Origin of the sequence: Chromohalobacter beijerinckii, assembly GCF_023061185.1 — a bacterium.
In the GTDB taxonomy this organism is placed as follows: Bacteria; Pseudomonadota; Gammaproteobacteria; order Pseudomonadales; family Halomonadaceae; genus Chromohalobacter; species Chromohalobacter beijerinckii.
Window position 1 is genome coordinate 26760 of the sequence record NZ_JAKGAK010000002.1, and the last position, 22836, is coordinate 49595.

Annotated in this window: 21 protein-coding genes and 1 pseudogene; 8 read left to right on the forward strand and 14 right to left on the reverse strand. The window is 62.9% G+C overall.

The window, feature by feature from the left end; all coding sequences use genetic code 11:
• Nucleotides 1-10: 10 nt before the first annotated feature.
• Nucleotides 11-733 (reverse strand): YebC/PmpR family DNA-binding transcriptional regulator, encoded by a 723-nt coding sequence (locus L1075_RS02190; protein WP_246939561.1) that lies wholly within the window; start codon nt 731-733, stop codon nt 11-13.
• Between the two features lie 184 nt (nt 734-917).
• On the opposite strand from L1075_RS02190, the gene L1075_RS02195 reads away from it, so the two are divergent.
• The 4 genes from L1075_RS02195 (at nt 918) to L1075_RS02210 (ending at nt 4089) form a co-directional block, all read left to right on the forward strand.
• On the forward strand, nt 918-1547 hold the full coding sequence (locus L1075_RS02195; RefSeq protein ID WP_425531257.1) for a LemA family protein: 630 nt from the start codon (nt 918-920) through the stop codon (nt 1545-1547).
• Nucleotides 1547-2332 carry a TPM domain-containing protein gene (locus tag L1075_RS02200; protein WP_246895474.1) on the forward strand — a complete coding sequence of 262 codons (786 nt, stop codon included), beginning with the start codon at nt 1547-1549 and terminating at the stop codon, nt 2330-2332. Before L1075_RS02195 ends, L1075_RS02200 begins: the two co-directional genes overlap by 1 nt.
• 21 nt (nt 2333-2353) lie before the next feature.
• Nucleotides 2354-2971, forward strand: coding sequence for a TPM domain-containing protein (locus tag L1075_RS02205; protein WP_246939567.1), 618 nt, complete (start codon nt 2354-2356; stop codon nt 2969-2971).
• 110 nt (nt 2972-3081) lie between these two features.
• The gene (locus tag L1075_RS02210) at nt 3082-4089 is read left to right on the forward strand and encodes a zinc-dependent alcohol dehydrogenase family protein (RefSeq protein WP_246939569.1); all 1008 of its coding nucleotides are present in this window, start codon (nt 3082-3084) and stop codon (nt 4087-4089) included.
• A gap of 6 nt (nt 4090-4095) precedes the next feature.
• On the opposite strand, the gene L1075_RS02215 is transcribed toward L1075_RS02210, so the two are convergent.
• From L1075_RS02215 to L1075_RS02225, 3 genes are read right to left on the reverse strand one after another with little or no spacing between them, the layout of a single operon-like run.
• A complete protein-coding gene (locus L1075_RS02215) occupies nt 4096-4626 on the reverse strand; it encodes a chromate transporter (RefSeq protein WP_246939571.1) in 531 nt (176 codons plus the stop codon).
• Entirely contained in the window at nt 4623-5189 is a 567-nt protein-coding gene (locus L1075_RS02220) for a chromate transporter (protein ID WP_040244987.1), read from the reverse strand. The genes L1075_RS02215 and L1075_RS02220 overlap by 4 nt, the downstream gene beginning before the upstream one ends.
• Nucleotides 5190-5191: 2 nt before the next feature.
• Nucleotides 5192-6826, reverse strand: a complete 1635-nt coding sequence (locus tag L1075_RS02225) for a gamma-glutamyltransferase family protein (RefSeq protein ID WP_246939573.1) — start codon at nt 6824-6826, stop codon at nt 5192-5194.
• A 201-nt stretch (nt 6827-7027) separates the two neighbouring features.
• Here L1075_RS02225 and L1075_RS02230 point away from each other — a divergent pair, with 201 nt between their 5' ends.
• A complete protein-coding gene (locus L1075_RS02230; protein WP_246939575.1) occupies nt 7028-7711 on the forward strand; it encodes a GntR family transcriptional regulator in 684 nt (227 codons plus the stop codon).
• A 42-nt stretch (nt 7712-7753) separates the two neighbouring features.
• Here the strand turns inward: L1075_RS02230 and L1075_RS02235 are convergent, their stop codons facing one another.
• The 4 genes from L1075_RS02235 to L1075_RS02250 form a co-directional block, all read right to left on the reverse strand.
• Nucleotides 7754-9109 (reverse strand): DEAD/DEAH box helicase, encoded by a 1356-nt coding sequence (locus L1075_RS02235; RefSeq protein WP_246939577.1) that lies wholly within the window; start codon nt 9107-9109, stop codon nt 7754-7756.
• Between the two features lie 110 nt (nt 9110-9219).
• A complete protein-coding gene (locus tag L1075_RS02240) occupies nt 9220-10131 on the reverse strand; it encodes a LysR substrate-binding domain-containing protein (RefSeq protein ID WP_246939579.1) in 912 nt (303 codons plus the stop codon).
• Nucleotides 10132-10184: 53 nt separating this feature from the next.
• On the reverse strand, nt 10185-12221 hold the full coding sequence (locus L1075_RS02245) for a CocE/NonD family hydrolase (protein WP_246939582.1): 2037 nt from the start codon (nt 12219-12221) through the stop codon (nt 10185-10187).
• Nucleotides 12218-13768: a BCCT family transporter gene (locus L1075_RS02250; protein ID WP_246939585.1), complete on the reverse strand. Its 1551-nt coding sequence runs from the start codon at nt 13766-13768 to the stop codon at nt 12218-12220. Before L1075_RS02250 ends, L1075_RS02245 begins: the two co-directional genes overlap by 4 nt.
• A 203-nt stretch (nt 13769-13971) precedes the next feature.
• Here L1075_RS02250 and L1075_RS02255 point away from each other — a divergent pair, with 203 nt between their 5' ends.
• Nucleotides 13972-14199, forward strand: coding sequence for a DUF3820 family protein (locus tag L1075_RS02255; RefSeq protein ID WP_246939928.1), 228 nt, complete (start codon nt 13972-13974; stop codon nt 14197-14199).
• A 28-nt stretch (nt 14200-14227) separates the two neighbouring features.
• Here L1075_RS02255 and cdd read toward each other — a convergent pair whose 3' ends face one another.
• From cdd to deoC, 5 genes and pseudogenes are all read right to left on the reverse strand, one after another.
• A complete protein-coding gene (cdd, locus tag L1075_RS02260; protein ID WP_246939588.1) occupies nt 14228-14650 on the reverse strand; it encodes a cytidine deaminase in 423 nt (140 codons plus the stop codon).
• Nucleotides 14643-15374 (reverse strand): purine-nucleoside phosphorylase, encoded by a 732-nt coding sequence (gene deoD, locus L1075_RS02265; protein WP_040244665.1) that lies wholly within the window; start codon nt 15372-15374, stop codon nt 14643-14645. The genes cdd and deoD overlap by 8 nt, the downstream gene beginning before the upstream one ends.
• 4 nt (nt 15375-15378) lie before the next feature.
• Nucleotides 15379-16643 (reverse strand): annotated as a pseudogene (locus L1075_RS02270) (phosphopentomutase).
• Nucleotides 16640-17974 (reverse strand): thymidine phosphorylase, encoded by a 1335-nt coding sequence (gene deoA / locus L1075_RS02275; protein ID WP_246939591.1) that lies wholly within the window; start codon nt 17972-17974, stop codon nt 16640-16642. Before deoA ends, L1075_RS02270 begins: the two are co-directional and overlap by 4 nt.
• Nucleotides 17975-18043: 69 nt before the next feature.
• Nucleotides 18044-18817 carry a deoxyribose-phosphate aldolase gene (gene deoC / locus L1075_RS02280; RefSeq protein WP_246939594.1) on the reverse strand — a complete coding sequence of 258 codons (774 nt, stop codon included), beginning with the start codon at nt 18815-18817 and terminating at the stop codon, nt 18044-18046.
• A gap of 242 nt (nt 18818-19059) precedes the next feature.
• On the opposite strand from deoC, the gene L1075_RS02285 reads away from it, so the two are divergent.
• Both L1075_RS02285 and L1075_RS02290 read left to right on the forward strand, forming a co-directional pair.
• Nucleotides 19060-19845 carry a DeoR/GlpR family DNA-binding transcription regulator gene (locus tag L1075_RS02285; RefSeq protein ID WP_246939596.1) on the forward strand — a complete coding sequence of 262 codons (786 nt, stop codon included), beginning with the start codon at nt 19060-19062 and terminating at the stop codon, nt 19843-19845.
• A 52-nt stretch (nt 19846-19897) separates the two neighbouring features.
• Nucleotides 19898-20635: a sulfite exporter TauE/SafE family protein gene (locus L1075_RS02290; RefSeq protein WP_246939599.1), complete on the forward strand. Its 738-nt coding sequence runs from the start codon at nt 19898-19900 to the stop codon at nt 20633-20635.
• Here the strand turns inward: L1075_RS02290 and L1075_RS02295 are convergent.
• Complete coding sequence (locus L1075_RS02295) at nt 20628-22829, reverse strand: putative bifunctional diguanylate cyclase/phosphodiesterase (RefSeq protein WP_246939601.1); 2202 nt, start codon at nt 22827-22829, stop codon at nt 20628-20630. The two genes, L1075_RS02290 and L1075_RS02295, sit on opposite strands and share 8 nt — an antisense overlap.
• Nucleotides 22830-22836: the final 7 nt, after the last annotated feature.

Here is a 22836-nt window from a genome sequence, read left to right on the forward strand (position 1 = left end):
CGAGGCCGGGTCAGTCTTGCCGCTCGGCGCTGTGGTAGATGTTCTGAACGTCATCGAGATCGTTGAGGGTAGCGAGCAGCTTGTCGAGCATGGCCACGTCATCGCCGACGACGGGGGTCGTGGTCTGCGGCAGGAACTGGATCTCGTCGGCTTCGAAATCGAGCTCACCGAAGGCCTCGGCGAGGGCCTGCTTGGTCTTGGCATATTCGGTATGAGGCGCGAACACGGTAATACGATCGGTTTCGCTCTCGATGTCGGTGACATCGACATCGGCCTCCATCAAGGCTTCCAACACCGCTTCCTCGTCGCTACCCTCGAAGGCGAGGATCGCGCAGTGATCGAACATGTGGCTGACGCTGCCCGGGGTGCCGAGTTTGCTCTTGGCCTTGTTGAAGCAGGCGCGTACGTCGCCGAAGGTGCGATTGGGGTTGTCGGTCAGGCATTCGACGATGACCATGCAACTGCCCGGACCGAAGCCTTCGTAGCGCGCGAGGGAGTAGTCCTCGCCGCCACCGCCCTTGGCCTTGTCCAGTGCCTTGTCGATGACGTGCGACGGGACTTGGTCTTTCTTGGCGCGTTCGATCAAGCCACGCAGGGCGAGATTGCCTTCGGGGTCGATTCCGCCGGCTTTGGCGCAGACGTAAATCTCGCGCCCGTATTTGCTGTACACCTTGGTCTTGGCGTCGGCCGTCTTGGCCATGGATTCCTTGCGGTTCTGGAAAGCCCTACCCATGTCATGCCCTATCAAATGATTCGCAACGCACAAGATTCTACGCAACATCGCCGGTCGAGGCAGGTTTAATTTTGCGTAGCCTGCGTTTGGCCTTCGACGATACGCCGTCCCCTACAGTCGACGCTATGCTTAATGCGCGCTCACCTGTAGCTTAGGGAGTCTCTATTTGCCACCTTCATCGGAAATGCGTATGTCGATGCGATCCTTGCCAATGCCGTTTACCGCTCGCTCCGTCTGGCACGTCATGCTGTTGCTGTGCCTTGCCGTCTCACTGACGGGCTGCGGTATCAACAATATTCCCACGCTCGACGAGCAGGTGAAGTCGGCCTGGTCGCAGGTCGAGAACCAATATCAGCGGCGTGCGGACCTGGTGCCCAATTTGGTGGAAACCGTCAAAGGCTTCGCCGATCAGGAACAGGAAACGCTGACGGCCGTGATCGAAGCGCGCTCCAAGGCGACCTCGATCAACATCGACGCCGACTCGTTGGACGATCCCGAGAAGCTGAAGCAATTCCAGCAAGCTCAGGGCCAACTGACCGGGGCACTGAGTCGCCTGATGGCGGTTTCCGAACGCTATCCGGAGTTGAAGTCGAACCAGAACTTCCTGGCGCTGCAATCACAACTGGAAGGCACCGAGAATCGCATCGCCGTGGCGCGTCGCGATTTCATCCAGGCGGTCGAGCAATACAATACCGAAATTCGTACTTTCCCCGGGCGACTCTGGCATGGCCTTTTGTATAGCGACATGCCGATTCGCGAAAACTTCGAAGCGACTGCCGAGAACGCCGATCAGGCGCCTGAGGTGGAGTTCTAATGAGGCATTGCATCCGTCTGACATGCTTGATGCTGCTGTGGGCCTGTGCCCTCAGCGTTCAGGCGCAGGACATCGAGTTTCCCGAGCTGACCGGGCGCGTGGTCGATCAGGCCGATCTGCTGGATGCGTCGACTCGAGATGAGTTGAGCGGCATGCTCGCGGCGCACGAGGAAGACACCGGCGAACAGGTCGTCGTGGTCACGCTGCCTGATTTACAGGGTGCGCCGATCGAGGAATACGGTTACCAGCTGGGCCGTCACTGGGGCATCGGCCAGGAGGGCGAGGACAACGGCGCTCTGCTGATCGTCTCCATGGAAGAGCAGGCCATCCGCATCGAGGTTGGGTATGGCCTCGAGGGTCGCCTGACCGACGCACAGTCCTCGGCAATCATCACACAGCAGATCGCCCCGGCGTTTCGTGAGGGCGATTACGCGACCGGTATTACCCAAGGTACGGAAGCGATCATTCAGGTCCTGGGCGGCGACCCGATGGCCGATGCGCCTCCTGCCGGATCGGCTTCCGGGCAAGATAAATCGCGCGATGTCGGCGGCGCATCCGTGGCGTTTTTCGTCATGTTGATGATCGTCATGGGTATCGTACGCGGCATCGGTGGTGGCGGACGCGGCGGGCGTCGTCGCGGACGCGGCGGTGGCTTGCTCGGCGGTCTTCTGCTTGGCGGCGCCATGGGCGGCGGTTTCGGAGGCGGCGGTGGCGGCCTCGGAGGCGGCGGCTTCGGCGGCGGCGGTGGTGGTTTCGGCGGGGGCGGTGCCTCCGGTGGCTGGTAGATCAACGCAAGGGACATCACCATGGCATTATTGAGCGACAGCGAGCAGCAGCAGGTGCGTGATGCGATTACGCACATCGAGCGCGATACCGACGCCGAACTAGTCACCGTACTCGCGCCGCAGGCCGACGATTACACTTACATCCCATTGCTCTGGGCAGGGATTCTGTCCCTGTTGATCCCGGGGGCGATCAATTATTTCCCCCAATGGCTGGGTACTTCGGAGCTGTTGATCGTGCAGTGGGCGTGTTTCGCGGTGCTCGCGATTGTGTTTCGGCTGCCGGCGGTGACGACGCGTCTGATCCCGCGACGTGTGCGCTTCTGGCGGGCCGCCAATCTGGCAAGGCGGCAGTTTCTCGAACAGAACCTGCATCACACCCAAGCCGGCACCGGCATGCTGATCTTCGTCTCCGAGGCTGAGCGCTACGTGGAGATCCTGGTCGATCGCGGGATTTCCAGCCGCCTCGACGACGAAACCTGGCAGGGCATTGTCTCGACCTTCACCCAGCAGGTAAAGCAAGGCCAGACGCTGCAGGGCTTTCTCTCCTGTATCGAAGCATGCGGTGAGCACCTCCGAGAGCATGTGCCCGCCACGCACGAGCGCAACGAACTTCCCAATCGTCTGGTCGTTCTGGAGTAAACGCCCCTTGCCTCGCGGCGATTCGTCACCATCATCTAAGTAGGACGCTTGCGGGGCGCCTCATGTCGGATGCGTCCCGCAAGCACAGGATGACAGCATAGGAGAGCACGATGAACGTCGTCACATTGCGTAGTCCGGGTGGGCTGGATCAGCTCGATGTTCACGAACGCGAAGCGCCGGGCGAGCCGGGGCCGGGCGAGGTGCGCGTGCGAGTGCATGCCAGCTCGCTCAACTACCATGATTACGGGGTTGTCGCCGGGGCCATGCCCACCGAAGACGGCCGTATTCCCATGTCGGATGGGGCCGGTGTCGTCGAAGCCGTGGGTGAAGGCGTTGAGGAATTCACCGTGGGTGACCGCGTGGTATCGACGTTCTTCCCAGGTTGGCTCGAAGGGCCGGCACGGATCGGCGACTTCACCACCACGCCTGGCGATGGCGTCGATGGCTACGCCCGTGAGCAGGTCGTGCGTCCGACGACGTGGTTTACCCACGCACCGCGCGATTACGACCACGCCGAAGCGGCTACCTTGACTACAGCCGGATTGACCGCATGGCGCGCACTCGTGGTGGATGGCAAGCTCAAGGCGGGTGACACGGTGCTGGTGCTGGGCACCGGCGGTGTCTCGATCTTTGCCTTGCAGTTCGCCAAGCTGATGGGCGCCACGGTGATAGCGACCTCGTCCTCGGACGAGAAGATCGCACGGCTTAAGGAACTGGGTGCCGATCACACGCTCAACTACAAGACCGAGCCGGAGTGGGGCAAGCGCGTTAAGGCACTTACCGGTGGCCGGGGCGTCGACCATGTCATCGAAGTCGGTGGCCCTGGCACGCTGCCGCAATCCATCGACGCCGTGCGCATCGGCGGACACATCTCATTGATTGGCGTGCTCACCGGACGCGGCGGCGAAATTCCTACCGCCAAGCTGATGGCCAAGCAGGCGCGTCTGCAGGGCTTGATCGTAGGTAGCCGGCGCGATCAGATTGAGATGATCCGTGCCATCGACGCCAGCGATCTACATCCGGTCATCGACCGCCGGTTCGCCCTCGACGAGATCGCCGAGGCGTTTCGTCACCAAGAGGCAGGGCGTCACTTCGGCAAGATCTGCTTGGAGTTCTGATCTTTGCTACCCGAGCAGCAGCGCGCCGTAGCCGAGCCCGAAACACACGACGAACGCCGGGTGAACCCGGGTCGCCAGGAGTAATACGCCGGCCACGCCGCCGATGATCGCGGTGTGCACCGCGCCGGCGGTCTCCAGCCCTTCGGCGAGAAAGCGCCACGTCAGATAGGCCATTAGCGTCATCACCACAGGGCGGACCCACTGGCTCATCGACTTGACCTTGATCGAGTCGCGGTAGCGATACAGCGTGCCCAGCGCGATTAGCATCAGCAGCAGCGACGGCGCGACGGTGGCGAAGGTGGCGATCAGAGATCCGGGTACGCCGGCGACATCGTAGCCGATGTAGCCGGCCATCTTGGTAGCGATCGGGCTGGGCAGCGCGTTGCCTAGCGCCAAGGTCTCGGCGAAAGCCTGTGAACTCATCCACCCATAGCGGCCGACCACCTCGTTCTCGATCAGCGGGATGATCGCCGGGCCGCCGCCGTAACCGACGATGTTGGGGATGAAGAACGCCAGGAACAGGTGCCAATAGATCATTTGTTCGTCTCGCTGGTCGCTTGCTGCGATTCGGGGCGCAGTAACGCTGCGATCAAGATCGCGCCGATGACCAGCCCCGGGTGCACATCGAGCCAGTAGATCAGCCCACCGGCGATGGCCCCCATCACCAGCGTCACAAGCCAGCCAAGGCTGGCCCGCGACTTGGTGAAAAAATCCCAGGTCAACTTGGCCATCATCACCATGACGACGGGGACCACGCCCTGGCCCATGCCCTGCACCCAGCGCTGGTCGCCGTGACGGGCGTAGAGTCCGAGTAGCGCGATCATTGCAATGATTATTGGCCCGATTACCGCGATGACGGCATTGAGCGCGCCCAGACTGCCTCCGACTCGGTAACCGATGTAGCCGGCCATCTTGGTGGCGATTGGGCCGGGCAGTGTATTGCCGATTGCCAGCACGTCGGCGAATGCCTCGTCGTCCATCCAGGCGTGGCGTTTGACTACTTCTTGATGAACGAGAGGGATCATCGACGGACCGCCACCGAAGCCGAACAGGCCGATGCGCAGGAAGGCCATGAATAGCTGGGCTTGAGTACGCAGCATGATCACAGCACCGCGATGCTGGCGTCGGTGCGCGGCTCGGTGCCGCCGCAGTAGATGCCGCTGTCTGGGTCGCGGATGATCATCTGCCCGCGGCCGAAGCCGCGTGGATCGTGGTCGATCTGCATGTCGTGACCGCGCTCAGCCATGGCTCGTATGAGTGGGGCCGGGTAGTCGTGCTCGATGCCGATGCGCTTGCCACCCATCCACTGCCAGCGTGGTGCGTCCAACGCGGCTTGAGGGTTGAGGCCGAAGTCGATCAGGTTCATCACTACCTGGACGTGGCCCTGGGGCTGCATGAAGCCGCCCATCACGCCGAACGGCCCGAGCGGCGTGCCGTCGTCGCGGGTCAAAAAGCCGGGAATGATGGTGTGGAAGGTCTTCTTGCCCGGCGCGAGCACGTTGTCGTGGTTCGGGTCGAGGCTGAAGTTGTGGCCGCGGTTCTGCAGCGCGATGCCGGTACCCGGTACCACTACACCGGAGCCGAAGCCGTGGTAGTTGCTCTGTATGAACGAGACCATATTGCCGTCGCTGTCGGCGGTCGCCAGGTAGACGGTGCCGCCGGCCTGCGGGGTGCCTGGGGTCGGGTCCAGCGCCGATTCGCCAATCAGTGCGCGGCGCTCTCGCGTATAGGCGTCGCCGAGTAGCGATTCGACGCTATGGGTCATGTGCTCGGGTTGGGTGATATAGGCCTGCCCATCGCTGAAGGCCAGCTTCATCGCCTCGAGTTGGCGGTGCATTACTTCGGGATTGTCGCGGCTGTCGATCTTGAAGCCCTCGAGTATGCGCAGCGCCATCAGCGCGACCAGCCCCTGGCCGTTGGGCGGAATCTCCCAGACTTTATGACCACGGTAGTCTGCCGCGATCGGCTTGACCCATTCCGGCTGATAACCGGCAAGATCTTCTGCACGCAGATAGCCACCGGTCTCGCGGGAGAAGGCGTCGATGCGCTCGGCCAGCTCGCCGCGATAAAAACTCTCGCTGTGGCTTGCGGCGATGGCTTCCAGGGTTTTCGCCTGCTCCTCGCAGCGGTGCCACTCGCCGGCGCGCGGGGCATGCCCGGTCGGCGCGAAGGTCTCGAACCAGCCTGAGGTAGCGGTATCCGTTAGATGTTTGCGGAAGGTCTCCTCGGCGCGTTGCCAGAGACTGGCGATGACCGGCGAGACTGGAAAGCCCTCTCGGGCTAGGCGGATCGCCGGGGCGAGCAGCGCCTGAAAATCGAGCTTGCCGAAGCGCTGCGATAGTTCGGCCCATGCGGCGGGAATGCCGGGCACAGTCACCGGCGTCCATCCGTAAAGCGGCATGGACTCGAATCCGGCCTCGGCGACCGCCTGTGGGGTCAATGCGGCGGGGGCGGTGCCGCTGGCGTTTAGACCGTGAAGTTCCCCGTTGCCTGCATTGTCATCGGCTATCCAGACCAGCGCGAAAGCGTCACCGCCGATCCCGCAACCGGTGGGTTCGACCACGGTGAGCGCCGCTGCGGTGGCGATGGCGGCGTCCACTGCGTTGCCGCCCTGAGCGAGAATGTCACGGCCAACCTGGCTGGCTTGTGGTTGGGACGCGGCGACCATTCCGTGTTTGGCATAGGTAGCGCTGCGCTGGGAAGTGTAGGGCGTTGCCTGGGAAAAGGGCGTCAACATGCCGTCTCCGATCGATTGTTATGTTATAAATCGTTTTGAATGAAAAAATCGATTTTGTTGAGATGACTATGGCGCGCAATTTAATTAACGTCAATATGGGATTTTGGCAAAGGGCTTACTGCACTGAGGCAAATCCTTGCTCGCCGAACGGAAACACATATCGCCAGCCATTACCTTTGAACTTGATAAGAGAACCACGCCATGACCGCATCGCCATCGACTAGTCGCGACATGGCCTCGAGCCGAATCTTCGAGACACTCAAGCAGGACTTGATTCGCGGACGTTTCGCGGCGGGTGAGAAGCTCGCCATCAGCGCCCTCAAGGACCATTACCGAGTGGGGCTCAGCCCGCTGCGTGAGGCTCTCAACCGACTGGCGGCCTACGGCCTGCTCGAGCAGGTCAACCAGCGGGGGTTTCGAGTCCCAGCAATGGAGCTTGAGGAGCTAGATGACATCGCGGGGCTGCGCGCTCAGCTTGAATGCATGGCGTTGACGCAGGCTTTTCAGGCGGGAGATTCAGAATGGGAGTCACAGGTATTGGCGGCGCATCATCGGTTGCGCCGTGCCGACGAGCATCCTGAGCAAGTGGAGGAATGGGAGCAAGCACACCTGCGCTTTCATCGGGCGTTGCTAGCGTCGTGTGGTTCGCACTGGTTGTTACGCTTCATCAAACAATTACACGACCAGTTCGACCGCTACCGGCGCCTGGCGCCGCCCAATCCGGCGGTGCGAAAGGCGCTTGATCGCCAACATGGCGAGCTGGTCGAACTGGCACTGAGTCGAGACATTCGCGCCGCGCGGGCATTGCTCGATGATCACATCCGGCTGTCTCACAGTGTTGCCCGCGGTTGTTGCGAGTTACCGGCATCCGACGACGATACGTGAGCCGTTGGCGCCGGTAGCGCCACGACTCACGATTGACGTGACTTATGCCCCGCCTTGGGTGCCGTTACCGCGACCCCGTCCGCCACGACGACGGCGCGGGCGGTTTTCGCCGCCATTGCGATCGCGGGATGCATTGCTGTTGCGTGAGTCGTTACCGCCTGAGTTGCCACCGCGACGTTGGCCGTTGTCGCGTCCGTTACCGTTGCGCTGGCCTCCACCGTTGCCACCGCGCGGCGGGCTGGTGCCCTGGCCGCTGACGAGTGCTTCGCTGGGCTCGAAGCCGGCGATGGTTTGGCGTTCCAGCGTCTGGCGAATCAGCCGCTCGATTCCCGCGAGCTCCTTGCCTTCTTCGGGGCTGACCAGCGACACCGCGTGGCCGCTAGCACCTGCGCGTCCGGTACGTCCGATACGGTGGACGTAGTCCTCGGCGACATTGGGTAGCTCGAAGTTGACCACTTGCGGGAGCTGATCGATGTCGAGGCCGCGCGCGGCGATATCGGTTGCCACCAGTACACGAATATCGCCGCTCTTGAAGCCGTCGAGGGCCTTGGTGCGCGCATTCTGGCTCTTGTTGCCGTGAATCGCAGCCGCCTCGATACCGGCGTCTTCGAGCTGGCGACTCAGGCGGTTAGCGCCATGCTTGGTACGCATGAAGACCAGCACTTGCTGCCATTGATTCTCGTGGATCAAGTGTGTGAGCAGCGCCGGCTTGCGGGTCTTGTCCACCGGGTGGATCCACTGCGTGACCGTCTCGGCGGTGGTGTTACGCGGCGTGACCGAGATTTCCACGGGGTCATTGACCATGCCCTTGGCGAGCGCACGGATCTCCTGCGAGAAAGTCGCCGAGAACATCAGGCTCTGACGCTTGGCGGGCAGGGTCTTGAGGATCCGACGGATATCGTGGATGAAGCCCATGTCGAGCATGCGGTCGGCTTCGTCCATCACCAGTACTTCCAGCGCATCGAAACTGACGGCCTTCTGGCTATACAGATCCAGTAGTCGACCCGGCGTTGCCACCAGGATATCGACCCCGCCGCGTAGCTTGGCGATCTGCGGGTTGACCTTCACGCCACCGAAGACCACTGCGCTGCGTAGCGGCAGGTTCTTGCCGTATGCCTCGATATTGGCGCCGATTTGAGCAGCCAGCTCGCGGGTCGGCGTGAGAATCAGCGCGCGGACCTGCTTGGCGGGTGCGCGCGTGCCGGCGGAGAGGCGTTCGAGGATCGGCAGCGTGAATCCGGCGGTTTTGCCGGTGCCGGTCTGGGCGGCAGCCATCACGTCGCGTCCCTCGAGAACGGCGGGGATCGCCTTGGCTTGAATCGGCGAGGGTGTCTCGTAGCCTTGCTCGGCCACGGCATCCAGAATCGGAGCGGAAAGCCCCAAGGAGGTAAAGCTCATGAAGTCGTCTCGGTGGCTGCGAAGTGGGCCAGAGTAGGCGGGCAGCGGGCGTGCAGCTTACCGGATATGAGCTAGGCATGCCACTTTAGGCGTATGAGCGTAGGCACTGCTCAAGCCGTGTTCAGTACCCAGGCGCGAAATGCACGCATGGGCTCGGTCAGGTGGCGATGTTGCGGGGTGAGCAGTGACAGGCATCCCCGACTGGGCAGCGTATGCGGCAGTGCTTGCACCAAGTTGCGCTGTGCCAGGTCCGCCTCGAGCAGGCGGGTCCAGCCCAAAGTGACGCCTTGCCCGGCCAGGGTGGCATTCATCAGCAATTGGAAGCTGTTGGCACGCAGGCTATGTTCTGGGGCGTGCCAGCGCAGCCCTTGCGCCTGGTACCAGCCTTCCCAGGTCAGCCAGTCGTGATAATGATCTTCGACGACCATCAACGTGTGACGAGCGAGCAGGTCATCGGCATCGCGGATGTCCCCATGACGAGCCAGGTAGGCCGGACTGCATACGGCGGCGACATCCTCGTGGGAGAAGATCGCCTCGGCGTCGAGGCCGGTAGGGTCGACCTCGTGAGGAACGTGATAGTAGATGCCCAGATCGAACTCGGCGAGGTCCAGGCGGTGAGGGTCCTCGACCGTCAGGATGCGGATCTCGATATGCGGATGCGCACGCTGGAAGTCGGGAAGCTGCCGCGCCAGCCAGATCGAGGCAATGGTGGGGCTGGAGGCCAACGTGAGCTGACGGTCGTCGCCGCGACGCCGCAGGCGCGCCGTTTCGTCGCGCAGGTCACGCAACAGGCGCTGCACCACGCGAAAGTAGTGTTCGCCGGCGGGCGTTAAACGTAGGCCTTCGTAATGACGTTCGAACAGTGGCCGGCCCAGGTCGTCCTCGAGCCGCTTGATCTGGCGGCTGACCGCGCTCTGGGTCAGGTGCAGTTCGCTGCCGGCCTGCGTGAAACTGGCATGCCGCGCGGCCGCCTCGAAGGCACGCAAGCATGCCAACGGCGGTAACGCATCACGGGAAGACATAGACGTATCCGGGGCCATGAAACGACCCCGGAGCATAACATGCACGCCGCCGGTCAGATGGCCGTGCGTGGAATCTCGCGCTGCCATGACTTCTCGCTGACCAGTGTCTCGCCCTCGTGGGCGATTTGCTCGGCGCTGAGGTAGAAGGTGTCTGCGTCGCAATGCAGGTGATAGCGACTGGTCACCTCGACGGCGAACTGACCGTCGCCTTCATCGCGGCTGGCACGATAGACCCATTCGATATCGGCACGTGTCCGTGTGGCGTCGGTCGGGTGACTGCTGTAGACCTCTTTTGCTTTTTGCTCGATACGTAAGCCGTGATCCTCGAAGCGAATGTCGCCCATGTCGTCTTCCACGGTGACGGTTACCTCGCCACTGCCGACGTCTTCGCTGAGAGTGCGCTTGGGCTGCCCGCCGCGAAGTGTTTCGACGCGACACGGCGCGGCGCTCTCCGGTGCTTCGAATGGCATCGGGATGTAAGCCGCTTTTGAACATGGCAGCTCGAGTGTCGGCATGCCCGACTGAAGCGTCAGGTCCGAGCGCTTTTGGGGCGACCACACAAGCGGAAAACTGGCGCTGGAGAGTGCCACGCGCAGTCGGTGTCCCTCGGGCAGGCGATAGCCGATCAGATCCAGCGGCACGCGAACGTCCATCGGCTTGCCCGGTACCGGTGGCGTAATCGTGCCCGGGTCATCGCGCAGATTGAGATTGAGCGTACCGTAGGTGATCAACGCGCTTTCGCCGCTGGGGGCCACGTCGCACAAGCGCACGTGCAGTTGGCCGCACGCTTCGGTGCTGGTGACCGACACCGCAAGCCTCGGTTGGCCGAGAATATCGAGCCCTTCGATGTAGGGCGCCGAGTCGAAGGTCAACGACAGGCCGTCGTCGCGACGCTGGTCGGGGGGAAAGTCGGCGCCGAACCACAGCGGAATGTACTCGCCCTGCAGCGAGCCTGTGGTCAGCGGGGAGGCGATTTGTCGATCATTGCTCAACCGACCATTGCTCCCCAGGCCGTAATCGCCGAGTACCAAGGACTGCATCTCGACCTCGTCGCTGGGCGCTGGCCAGGCTGAGGTCCGCACCCACTTCCCCGGGCGCTCGAGGTACTTCGGCGCGGGTGGCACGCCATCCTGCAGATAGAAGGTGCACGCGGGCTCGTCCATGATGCCGGTGTCGGTATCCTTGAGCCAGTAGTCCCACCAGCGCAGCGCCTCCTGCAGAAAGCCGATGGCCGGGTCGGGGATCGCAAAGTGTGGATACTTGTGCATCCACGGCCCGATCAGCGCCTTCTTCGGGCATGAGAGATTGTCCATCATCCGCGGGATTGTGTTGATGTACGAATCCGCCCAGCCGCTGATCATATAGACAGCCGCTTCGATGCCGCCTAGCTCTTGGTGATAGCCCTCGCAGATCGAACCATGTTTCCAGTAGTCGTCACGATGCTGATGCTCGAGCCAGGTTTCCGCCAGCAGCGGCATGTTGTCGAGGCGATGCTTCCACATCTCGCGCCATCGATCGCCGACCAGCGCCGGATCGGGCACGGCGGCGGAGAAGCTCAGCATGGTCGCCGCCCAGCCGAGGTTCTCGAGCAGCATGTTGCCGCCCTTGTAATGGATGTCGTCGGCGTAGCGGTCGTCGGTGGAGCACAGCGTGATGATCGCTTTGAGTGGCTCGGGGCGTAGCGCGGCGAGTTGCAGGCTGTTGAAGCCGCCCCAGGAGATGCCCATCATGCCGAGCTTGCCGTCGCACCAGGGTTGATTGGTAATCCAATCGATCACTTCCAGCGCATCACGTTGCTCCTGCGGGGCATATTCGTCTTCCATCAACCCGTCGGACTCGCCGTTGCCGCGCATATCGACCCGAATGCAGGCGTAACCGTGGCCGGCGAAATAGGGATGAGTCAGCTCGTCGCGCACCGCCGTGCCGTCGCGTTTGCGATAGGGCAGGTATTCGAGGATCGCCGGCACTGGCTTCGACTCGGCATCCTCGGGCAACCAGATACGGGCCGCTAGCCGCGTGCCATCGGCGAGCACGATCCATTGGTTCTCGATCTCGCGCACGCGGTGTGGAAAGTCGTGCTTGATGTTCATGCGTCGTCCTTGGAAGCGTGAGAAGAAGAAGGCGGTGTGGCGAGGCGCTCGGGGTGTTTCAGCCAACGCCATAGCGAACCCGTGGCGAGCAGTACGATGATCAGCGCCGGCAGACCGCCGAGATTGGAGAGCATCTTGATGCCGTCGATTCCCACGAAGCTGACCATGACCCAGGACACGATGCCGACGATGACGCCCCACAAGACCTTCATCGACACGCCGGTGTTGAGATCCGAGTCGGCGGTCAGCCCGCGTGTGCAAAGATTGCCGATGGCATCGGTCTGCGAGTCCGCCGCCGTGACGTAGGAGATGTAGGCAATGAACAGCAGCAAGGGAATCCAGACACCGGCGAAAGGCATCTGTCGAAACAGCTCGTAGAGCACGTTTTCCACGCCGCGATCATTAAGAATGGCATGCAGGTCGACACCGGTATGGGCCTGAAAATAAAGCGCCGCGCCGGAGAAGATGATGACCCAAGCCGAGGCGAAAAGTGCTGGATAAAACAGATTGACGCGCAGAAACTCGCGTACCGTGTAGCCGCGTGAAATCTTGCCCAGGAACAGCGCCGCCATGGGCGCCCAGGCGAACCATACCGCCCAATAGAAGATCGACCACCACTGTGGCCACTGGTCCTCGCCGGCGGTCCCGGTGAACAGGCTCTTGGTGAAGAAGCCATCGAGATAGACGCCGAAGGATTCCACGCCCAGCGAGAGCATGAAGCTCGTCGGCCCCACCACGAAGATGAACACGCCCAGAATCAACAGCAATATAGCGTTCAGCGACGATAGCCGCGCGATGCCTTTCTGCAGGCCGCTGGCCGCCGAAATCACGAAGGTCACTACGATCAGGGCAATGACCACGCCCAAGCGCAGGGGGCTGGCCTCGCCGCCCAGGTACTGGCCTGCGCCGCCGGCCAGCGTCAGCGCGCCGGTGCCCAGCGACGATGCCATGCCGGCCACCAGGGCGTAGAGCGACACGGCATCGATCAGACCGCCGAAACGCTTGACCTTGGGGCCGAAGACAGGCTCCAACATGCTCGAGATCGAGAAGCGCAGGCGCAGGTTGTAGAAGGCCAGGGCGAAGATCAGCGCCGGGACGGCATAGATGGCGTAGGGCGTGAACGACCAGTGCAGGAACATGGTCGACATCGCGAACAGCATGGCATCGCCCGAGCCGGCCTCCAGGCCCAGCGACTCGGGCGGCGACATGAAGTGATACAGCGGCTCGGCGGTGGTCCAGAACAACACTCCCACGGCCAGGGTGGTGCACAAGGTGATCGAGAACCAGCGCAGCCGCGACAGCATGGGCGTTGCCTGCTCGCCGCCGATACGAAGTTGACCCAGCGGCGAGAAATAAACGATGACGGCCAGCACCAGCAGGTACAGGCTCCCCAGGCTGAATAGCCACGCAAAGTTATCCAGGATGGCATCGTTGAGGGCGCTGGCGGTGGCCAGGAAGGCATCGAGATTGACGTAGCTGGCGATCACCGCCGCCAGTAGCACCAGGAAGGTTGGCCAGAAAACCAAGGGCCGTAGCGATGTTTGCATCACCCAGTCTCCGTTTGTCGTTATCGTATGGCGCCATGCGCCGATAGCATGGCATGCCACTCTACCGGCACACGGGACGCTACGCTCAAACGCTACTTGGTAATGGGGGTATGCATATGACGCATGGCATGCGCGCCATGGCGACGTGCGCCGACGCGTCCGCTAGCATGGTCACTTACGACCGTTATGCGAGAAGCGCCTCGATGAACCCTGAAGACTTGCAAAAGCTCGCCACGCGACAGATGCCTTTCGGCAAATACGCAGGCCGGCTGATCGCCGATCTTCCCGGCCCCTATCTTGCCTGGTTTGCCCGGCAGGGCTTCCCGCAAGGGGAAATCGGGCGACTGCTCGCCCTGATGCATGAAATCGACCACAACGGCCTCAACGCGCTGCTCGAACCGCTGCGTGCGTCATCACGGCGTCATGAATAGCCGTCGAGCGTAAGGTGAGGCGCCTACATCACGCCGGTGGCAGATTCTCCGGCCCGAAGGAGTCAGGCAGTAACTGCTCCATGGTGTAGTGCTTCAGCGGATTGCCGTCGCCGTCGAGGACGACGATGACGGTGTCCGGCGTGGCAAATTCGCGAATGCGCTGGCGGCAATCGCCACAGGGCGTGCAGAGATGCTCGCCGGGGCCGATGACGTACAGCGTGACGATCTCGCGCTCGCCCTGGGCGATCATCGCGCCGATGGCACCGGCTTCGGCGCAGAGGCCCTTGTAGTTGGCGCTTTCCACGTTACAGCCCAGGTAATGCCGGCCGCTTTCGGCAATCAACAAGGCCCCCACCGGATGGCGGGAATAGGGCGCATAAGCGCGCTCGCGCGTCTCGATCAACGCTTGGCGCAGCGCATCGGAAAGCGGCGCGGGGGACGTCTCAGCCATGGGTGGTTTCTCCCGCGTCGCGGAGCAGGCCCTCGAGGGTGATCGCCATCATCTCGTGAAAGCCGGTTTGGCGCGTCTGCGCGTCGAGGGCCTCACCCTTCAGGATATGATCGGACACCGTGCACACGGTCAGCGCACGAGCTTGGAGCTCGGCGGCGACGCCGTACAGGCCGGCGGCTTCCATCTCGACGCCGAGAATGCCGTGGCGCTTCATGACGTCGAACATGGCGTCGTCGGGCGAATAGAAAAGATCCGCCGAGAACAGGTTGCCGACCTTGGCCTGGATGCCACGCGCGCGTGCAGCGTCGACGGCGTGACGTGTCAAGTCGAAGTCGGCGATGGCGGCGAAATCGTGGCCCTTGAAGCGCGTACGGTTGACCCCGGAATCGGTACACGCGCCCATGCCCACGACGATGTCGTTGACGGCCACGTCGTCGCGCACCGCGCCGCAGGAACCCACACGCACCAGGCGCTTGACGCCGTACTCGGTGATCAGCTCCTTGGCATAGATCGAGATCGAGGGAATGCCCATGCCGCTGCCCATCACCGAGATGCGCTGGCCTTGGTAGGTGCCGGTGAAACCGAGCATGTTGCGCACCTGATTGACGCACTCGACGTCGTCGAGAAAGGTCTCGGCAATGAATTGGGCGCGCAGCGGATCACCGGGCATGAGCACGGTATCGGCGAAGGCGCCTGCGGGGGCATCGATATGCGGCGTCGACATGGCATCAGTCTCCTGTTGTCGTCGTGGTGGAGGCGGCGGGCGCCGCGCCCAGGAAGTCGCTGCCGTGGGCCATGGGCGCGAGACCGAAATGCGTCGCCAGACTCTGGCCGATATCGGCGAAGGTCGCCAGACGACCGGCCTCGTCGCCCAACGGTCCCGGCGCCAAGTTCGCGCCACTGGCAAGCACGGGGACTTGTTCGCGGGTGTGGTCGGTCCCCGTCCAGGTCGGATCGTTGCCGTGATCGGCGGTGAGGATCAGCAGGTCGTCGGGACGCAGCTTGGCGAGTATTTCCGGCAAGCGCCGGTCGAAGGCCTCCAGGGCTGCGGCGTAGCCATCCGGGTCGCGCCGGTGGCCGTAGAGCGTGTCGAAGTCGACGAAGTTGGTCATCACCAGCGTCTGCTTATTCTCCAGTGAACGCTCGCCGGCCTCATCGATGGCCTTGAGCGTCGCGTCGAACAGCGCGTCATGGCCGTGGGCCTTGAGCACTTTCGAAACGCCGCAATGGGCATAGATATCGCCGATCTTGCCTACGCCGAGTACCGTGCCGTCGTCGTGCAGCTTTTGGAGTACGGTCGGCGTGGGGGCTCGATGGCGTAGTCGCGGCGGTTGCCGGTGCGCTCGAAGGCGTCCAGCGTTTCGCCGACGAAGGGGCGGGCGATGACGCGACCGATGTTGTAGGGCATCAACAGCTCGCGGGCAATCTCGCACAGCGCATACAAGCGCTCCAACCCGAAATGGGTCTCGTGGGCGGCGATCTGGAACACCGAGTCCGCTGAGGTATAGACGATGGGCTTGCCAGTGGCGATATGTTCTTCGCCAAGTGCCTCGAGGATCGGCATGCCGGACGCATGGCAGTTGCCCAAAACGCCGGGCAGGTCGGCGCGCTCGATCAGCGCTTCCAAAAGATCGGGCGGGAAGCTCTGCGTCTTGTCGAGAAAGTAACCCCATTCGAACAGCGCCGGGACGCCGGCGATTTCCCAATGCCCTGAGGGCGTGTCCTTGCCCGAGGATATTTCGGCCGCTGCCGCGTAGGCGCCGTCGAGCGTATCGGGTGGGGTGATGCCTGCTGCCCACTCGCCGGTGGCGAGATGATGCGCGTGATAGAGGCCGAGGCTTGCCAGGTTGGGCAGGGCGAGCGGTCGGCCGGCAGCGGCACGGTGACGCGCGATATGGCCTAGCGTATCCGCCCCTGCATCGCCGAAGGCGGCAGCATCCGGGGCGTTGCCGATGCCGAAGGAATCAAGTACCAACAGGATGGCGCGTGTCATGACAGATCCTCCTTACGCAGGGTGGCGTGGATCGGCGCCGCCGGCGTGACGCTACCTGCCTCGCCGAGGGTGAAGGCTGCGCCTAATTGGCGTGTGACGGCCTCGGCATCGGCTTGGCTGGCGGCGTGGAGGCGCAACAGTGGTTGGCCGGGCTCGACGCGCTGGCCGAGTGCGGCGATTCGCGAAAGCCCGACGCGATGGTCGATGGCATCCCCGGCGTTGCGGCGACCGCCGCCCAATTCGACGACGCCGAGCCCCAGTGCGCGGGTGTCGATGGCGTTGACGGTGCCGGCCCGAGGCGCGACGACATCGGTCGTGAAGGGCGCTGGCGCTAAATAGTGCTCGGCGCGTTCTGCCAGATCGCTCGGGCCGCCGAGGCCATGCACCATGCGCGAAAAGCGCTCCAGTGCCTCGCCGGAGGCCAGGGCGGTTTCCAGGCGCGTTGCGGCGTCGGCGGCATTGGTGGCGAGACCGGCTTGCACGAGCATTTCCGTGGCCAAGGCATGGGTGACCTGATAGAGGCGGCTATCGCGACCTTCCCCTCTCAGCAGACGCAGCGCTTCGTGCACTTCCAGGGCATTGCCGGCGCAGTCGGCGAGCGGCTGATTCATGTCGGTCAGCAGCACGCTGGTGGGCGTGCCGGCGCCGCTGCCGATGGCGACGATGGCTTCGGCCAGTTCTCGGGAGGCCTCGGCGGTGGGCATGAAGGCGCCGTTGCCGACCTTGACGTCCATGACCAGGGTGTCGAGCCCGCAGGCCAGCTTCTTGCCCAGAATCGAGGCCACGATCAGCGGCAGCGACTCGACCGTGGCGGTCACGTCGCGCACGCCGTACAGGCGCTTGTCGGCGGGGGCGAGGGTGCCGGTTTGACCGATGATCGCCACGCCGACGTTTTTCACCAACTGGCGAAAGAGATCGTCGTCGGGTGTGACGTTATAGCCAGGAATCGCTTCGAGTTTGTCCAGCGTGCCGCCGGTGTGGCCGAGCCCACGCCCCGAAATCATGGGTACGTGGCCGCCGCAGGCAGCGATCCACGGGCCCAGTACCAGTGACACGAGATCGCCCACGCCGCCGGTGGAGTGCTTGTCGAGCACCGGCCCGTCGAGGCCCAGATCGTGCCAGCGCAGGACTTGTCCAGAGTCGCGGGTGGCCTCGGTCAGCGCGATGGCCTCCTCGCGGTTCATGCCATTGAGCACGACCGCCATGGCGAAGGCACCGATCTGAGCATCGCCCACGCTGCCATCGGCGACGCCGCGCATGAAGGTGTGGATGGCGTCGGCGTCGAGGGGTTCGGCGTCACGCTTACGGCGGATGATGTCTTGAATCAGCATGGCGATAACCGTGTTGTTGTTTGTCGTTGCGATGTCTGCCGTTGAATGTCGATATCTGCCGAGGCGCGTTCAGTAACCGTCGCCGGGCGCCTTGGCCTCATCGCCATCCAGCGTGGCGAGCAGGGCATCGAGCAGCCCCGAGGCGCCGAAGCGGAAGTGCGCGGGGCTGATCCATGCCTCGCCCATGATCCGTGCGGCCAGGTCGAGATAGGCCTTGGCATCCTCGGTGGTACGAATTCCGCCAGCGGCCTTGAAGCCCACGTCGCGGCCGCTGTCACGAATCGTTTCGAGCATGATCTCGGCGGATTCGAGGGTGGCGTTGACGGCAACCTTGCCGGTGGAGGTCTTGATGAAGTCGGCACCGGCGGTAATAGCGATCTCCGCGGCCTGACGGATCAGAGCGGGATCCTTGAGCTCGCCGCTCTCGAGGATGACCTTCAAGGTCGCGCCGCCGCAGGCTTCGCGGCAAGCCTCGACGAGTAAGCGGCCGACATCGGGTGCGCCGTCGAGCAGGGCCCGGTAGGGAAAAACCACGTCGACTTCGTCGGCGCCCGCGGCCACGGCGAGACGTGTCTCGCGCGCGGCGCGTTCAGCGTTGGGGGCACCCTCGGGGAAATTGGTTACCGTGGCGATGCGAACATGCCGGGTCAGGCCAAGGGCGTCGAGTTCGCGTTGGGCGTCCTCGATGAACGCTGGATACAGGCACAACGCGGCAGGGCGACCGGCGGGCGTGTCGGCACGGCGACATAGTGCCTGGATACGGGCACTGTCGTCATCGTCATTGAGCGAGGTGAGGTCCATCAGGGCCAGGGCCTGACGGGCAACGGGCTTGAGATCGGTCATGGGCGTGGGTCCCCGAGTGGCATGCGTCCGGGCAGAGCCGGGGCATGGGGCGATGAGTCGGTCGTGCTGCCGACCGTTGAGCCGGGCGGCGCGAAAGAAGTCACAGACATGGTAATGTCCTTGTATTTATCGTCGAGCCATCTTTGTTAATTTTCTAACAGAAATTTTGTGGCTAAGCTAACAAAATGTGCCGGAGAAGGGCGAGCGATCTCGTCGACCGGTATGCCGAGGGAGATGTGCAAATGAATAGCCGCAGTGCGGCGCGCCTTCAATGGCTACAGGACACCCTGCGCGCGGAAGGCATGTTGCCGATTGCCGAGGCCGCCCAGCGCTGTCAGGTATCGGAGATGACCATACGCCGCGACATCGCCGCCAGCCAGGACACCATCGTCTCGCTGGGCGGGCGCTTGCTGCTGGCCGAGCATCCACAGGTTGCCACCGGATACGACTTCGCCACTCAGCAGGACAGTTTCGCCCAGGCCAAGCAGCGCATGTGCGACGAGGCGGCGCGTATGGTCGAGGCCGATGACACGATCTTCGTGGATTGTGGCACAACGCTGATCCCGTTGTTCGCCCAGCTAGACCCCAACATGCCGCTGACGGTGGTGACATACGCGCTCAACGTCGCCAATGCCATCGAGCAAATGGCATTACCTCACGTGCGTCTGGTATTGCTCGGCGGGCTCTACTATCCCGTGTCGCAATCCTTCGGGGGCGAGGAGCTGGTCACTGCGATTCGTCGCTTGGGTATCAACAAGGCGTTTATTTCCGCCGCTGGCGTGCACGTCGATAAGGGGGTGAGCTGCTTTCACTTCCACGAGGTGGTGCCCAAGCAGGTGGCCTTGGAAACCGCCGTGCAACGCATCCTCATCGCCGACGAGAGCAAGCTCGATCGGGTGCGCCCGGCGTTTTTCGCTGACCTCGAGACCTTCGATGTGATGCTGACCAGCGGTGCGGCGGGCGAGGCATTGCGTGACACCCTGGTGGCGCGGCCGGGGCACGCTTGGCCGACGCTCAAAGTGGTGTGAGGGTGCGCGAATGTGTGCGGATCAATAGGCGCGGGGGCTGTTCGGGACAGGCATGACGTTTTCTCTTTCTCTGGTGTTTCTCGGCGTGGTGTTTTTTGCCTCGGCGTTGTCCGGCGTTTTCGGTATGGCGGGCGGCTTGATCCTGATGGGCTTTCTGCTGGCGTGGATGCCGGCCACGACGGCCATCGCCGTGCACGGTATCATTCAGATGGGCTCCAATGCCTCGCGTGCCTGGCTGTCGAGACGTTACATCGATTGGCACATCGTGGCGTGGATCGTGCTGGGCGTGGTGATCGCGGCGCTGTTGCTGGCCAGCGTGCGTTATACCCCCAGCGAGAATGTAGTGCTGCTTTTGATCGGGATCATGCCGATTCTGGTGTGGTTGCCGCGTCGCTGGTTCCGGTTCGATGTCTCGCGGCCTGTCGATGCCATCCTGTGCGGCCTGGTAGCCGGCGGTTTAACCATCGCCGCTGGAGTATCGGGGCCGACCATCGATATCGGCTTCGTGCGCACGCGGCTCGACCGGCGCACGGTGGTGGCCTCCAAGGCGGCGATTCAAGTCATCGCGCATACCATCAAGGTGGTGTTTTATTTTCAGGCGGTATTGGCACTGGAGCGGGGGCAGTGGGGCTGGATCGTGTTGGCGATTCCCTTGAGTTTCCTGGGGACGCGTTCGGGAAACGCCATCCTGAAGCAGCTCACCGATGCCAGCTTTCGTGGCTGGACGCGCTGGTTGGTTACCCTGGTAGGTGGTTACTACGCCGTGCGTGGCGTGATAGGGCTTATCTGAGTGTCGTGTGCTGTACGGGAGGTGGCGTGACGAGCGCCTCGAAGGCCTCGGCCGGGGCGGGGCGTCCGTAATAATAGCCCTGATAATGATGACAGCCGAGCTGCGCGAGAAAATCGCGTTGGGGCAGGGTTTCCACGCCTTCGGCCACGGTTTTTAGTTGCAGGCTGTCGGCCAGGGCGATGATTGTCTTGACGATAGCGGCATCGTTGGCCTCGACCAGGACATCTTGCACGAAGGAAACATCGATCTTCAAAGCATTGAAAGGCAGACGCTTTAAATAGGCCAGCGACGAATAGCCAGTGCCGAAGTCATCCAGAGAAAAACTCACGCCGTGGTGCTTGAGCTGCATCATCTTCTCTATGACGCCCTCGACGTTGGCGAGTAGCAGGCTCTCGGTGAGTTCCAGGGTCAGGCGTTCGGGCGGCGCTTTATGATCGGTGAGCGTGGCCAGCACCTGGGCGACGAAGTCGTGCTTCTGAAACTGGTGCACGCTGACATTGACGGACAGCTGCAAGTGGGCCAGGGCCGGATCGGTGGACCAGCGAGCCAGCCGCTCGCATGCCTTTGCCAGCACCCATTGTCCGATGGGCACGATCAAACCAGTTTCTTCGGCGAGGGGAATGAATGCGCCCGGGGAGATCATTCCACGTTCGGGATGCTGCCAGCGTATCAACGTTTCAGCCCCGATGATGGTGCCTTCGGCATTGACCTGAGGTTGGTAGTACAAGCGCATCTGCTCGTCATGGATAGCCTGGCGCAGTTCGGTTTCCATCCATACGCGATCATGCAGGGCGGCTTCCATCTCGGGATGGAAGACATGACATGCGTTGCCACCGTCCTGTTTGGCCCGCGAGAGTGCCAGACTGGCGCGTTTGACCAGCTCGTCCGTTGCCACGTCGTCGTCACCGAACCACACCCCGCCCAGGCTATGCGTCGTAGTGTGTGAATGATCGTCGAGATCGTACACGCCGCCGATGACCTGTCGCACGGTGGTCATGTGGTGTTGCAGTTCGGCAAGGGCGGCGTCGGGATCGGATGGCAAGCCGCTCACCACCAGAGCGAATTCGTTGCCGCCCAAGCGTGCCAGGTCGTGTTCGTGACGAGCGAAACGCTTGAGACGGCGCGTCACATGGCGCAGCAGCATATCGCCGGCGGCATTGCCCCGGGAGTCGTTGAGCGCCTTGAAGTTGTCGACGTCGAGCATGATCAGCGCACCGCTTTGTTCCCGCGTGTGGCTTGCGGCTTGCACGGCGTTGAGGCGCGCATAAAGGGTCTGGCGATTGGGCAGGCCGGTCAGCGTCGAGAACGTACGGTTGCTGAGCACGATCCGGCCTTGCTCATCGAAGAGTAAGAAGGCGTCGTTGATGGCGGCTATCACCTCCATTAGTTGCTCCCGCGACATGACGGACTGGCGCTGATGGCGCTGCAGCCGCCGAGCGATGAACACCCAGAGACCGGCAATCATCAACAATAGGGTGACGATACCGCTGACGCTTACACCCAGCCAGGATGCAGGCGCCACCGCTTGTTGAGGAACAGGCGTCGCCGTGGGCAGATAATAGGTGGCCGACATGGCGGTATAGTGCATGCCGCTAATGGCCAACGAGATGCAGGCGGCGACCCCGAAAAGACGCCGGTCGAGGTGTGTCAGGCGTCGCTGGCGAACGCAGTAACGATGGACGAGCATCGCTACTACGCCGAGCGTCAACGCGACGCCGAGCGACATGAAGAAAAGGGTCGCGTCATAGCGCACTGTGACGGGCATGAGCATGGCCTCCATGCCCAAATAGTGCATGGTGCCGATACCCGCCCCCAACATCAGTCCACCCAGTACCGAGTAGCGCAGCGTCGCGACAGGGCGGGCCATGATGCGTAACGCGTAGCCGCTGCCGAGAACGGCGGGAAGCAGTGATAAGAACGTCAGACCCACATCGTATTGCATGGGCAACGGCAGGCGCAGGGCCAGCATGCCGGTGAAATGCATACTCCACACGCCAAGCCCCATCATGCAGGCGCCGGCGATCAACCAGACTCCGCGGCGTAGGCGGCTATCGGCTTCTTGCATACGCTCGCCGATCAGCAGGCCGAGCCCTGCGGCGAGCCACGCCACCAGACAGGACAACACGATCAATCCCGGCTCCCATTGGCCCTGGATGACGTTGTCGAAGGAGGCAGAAGCGGTGAGTTGGATCATGCGGTCA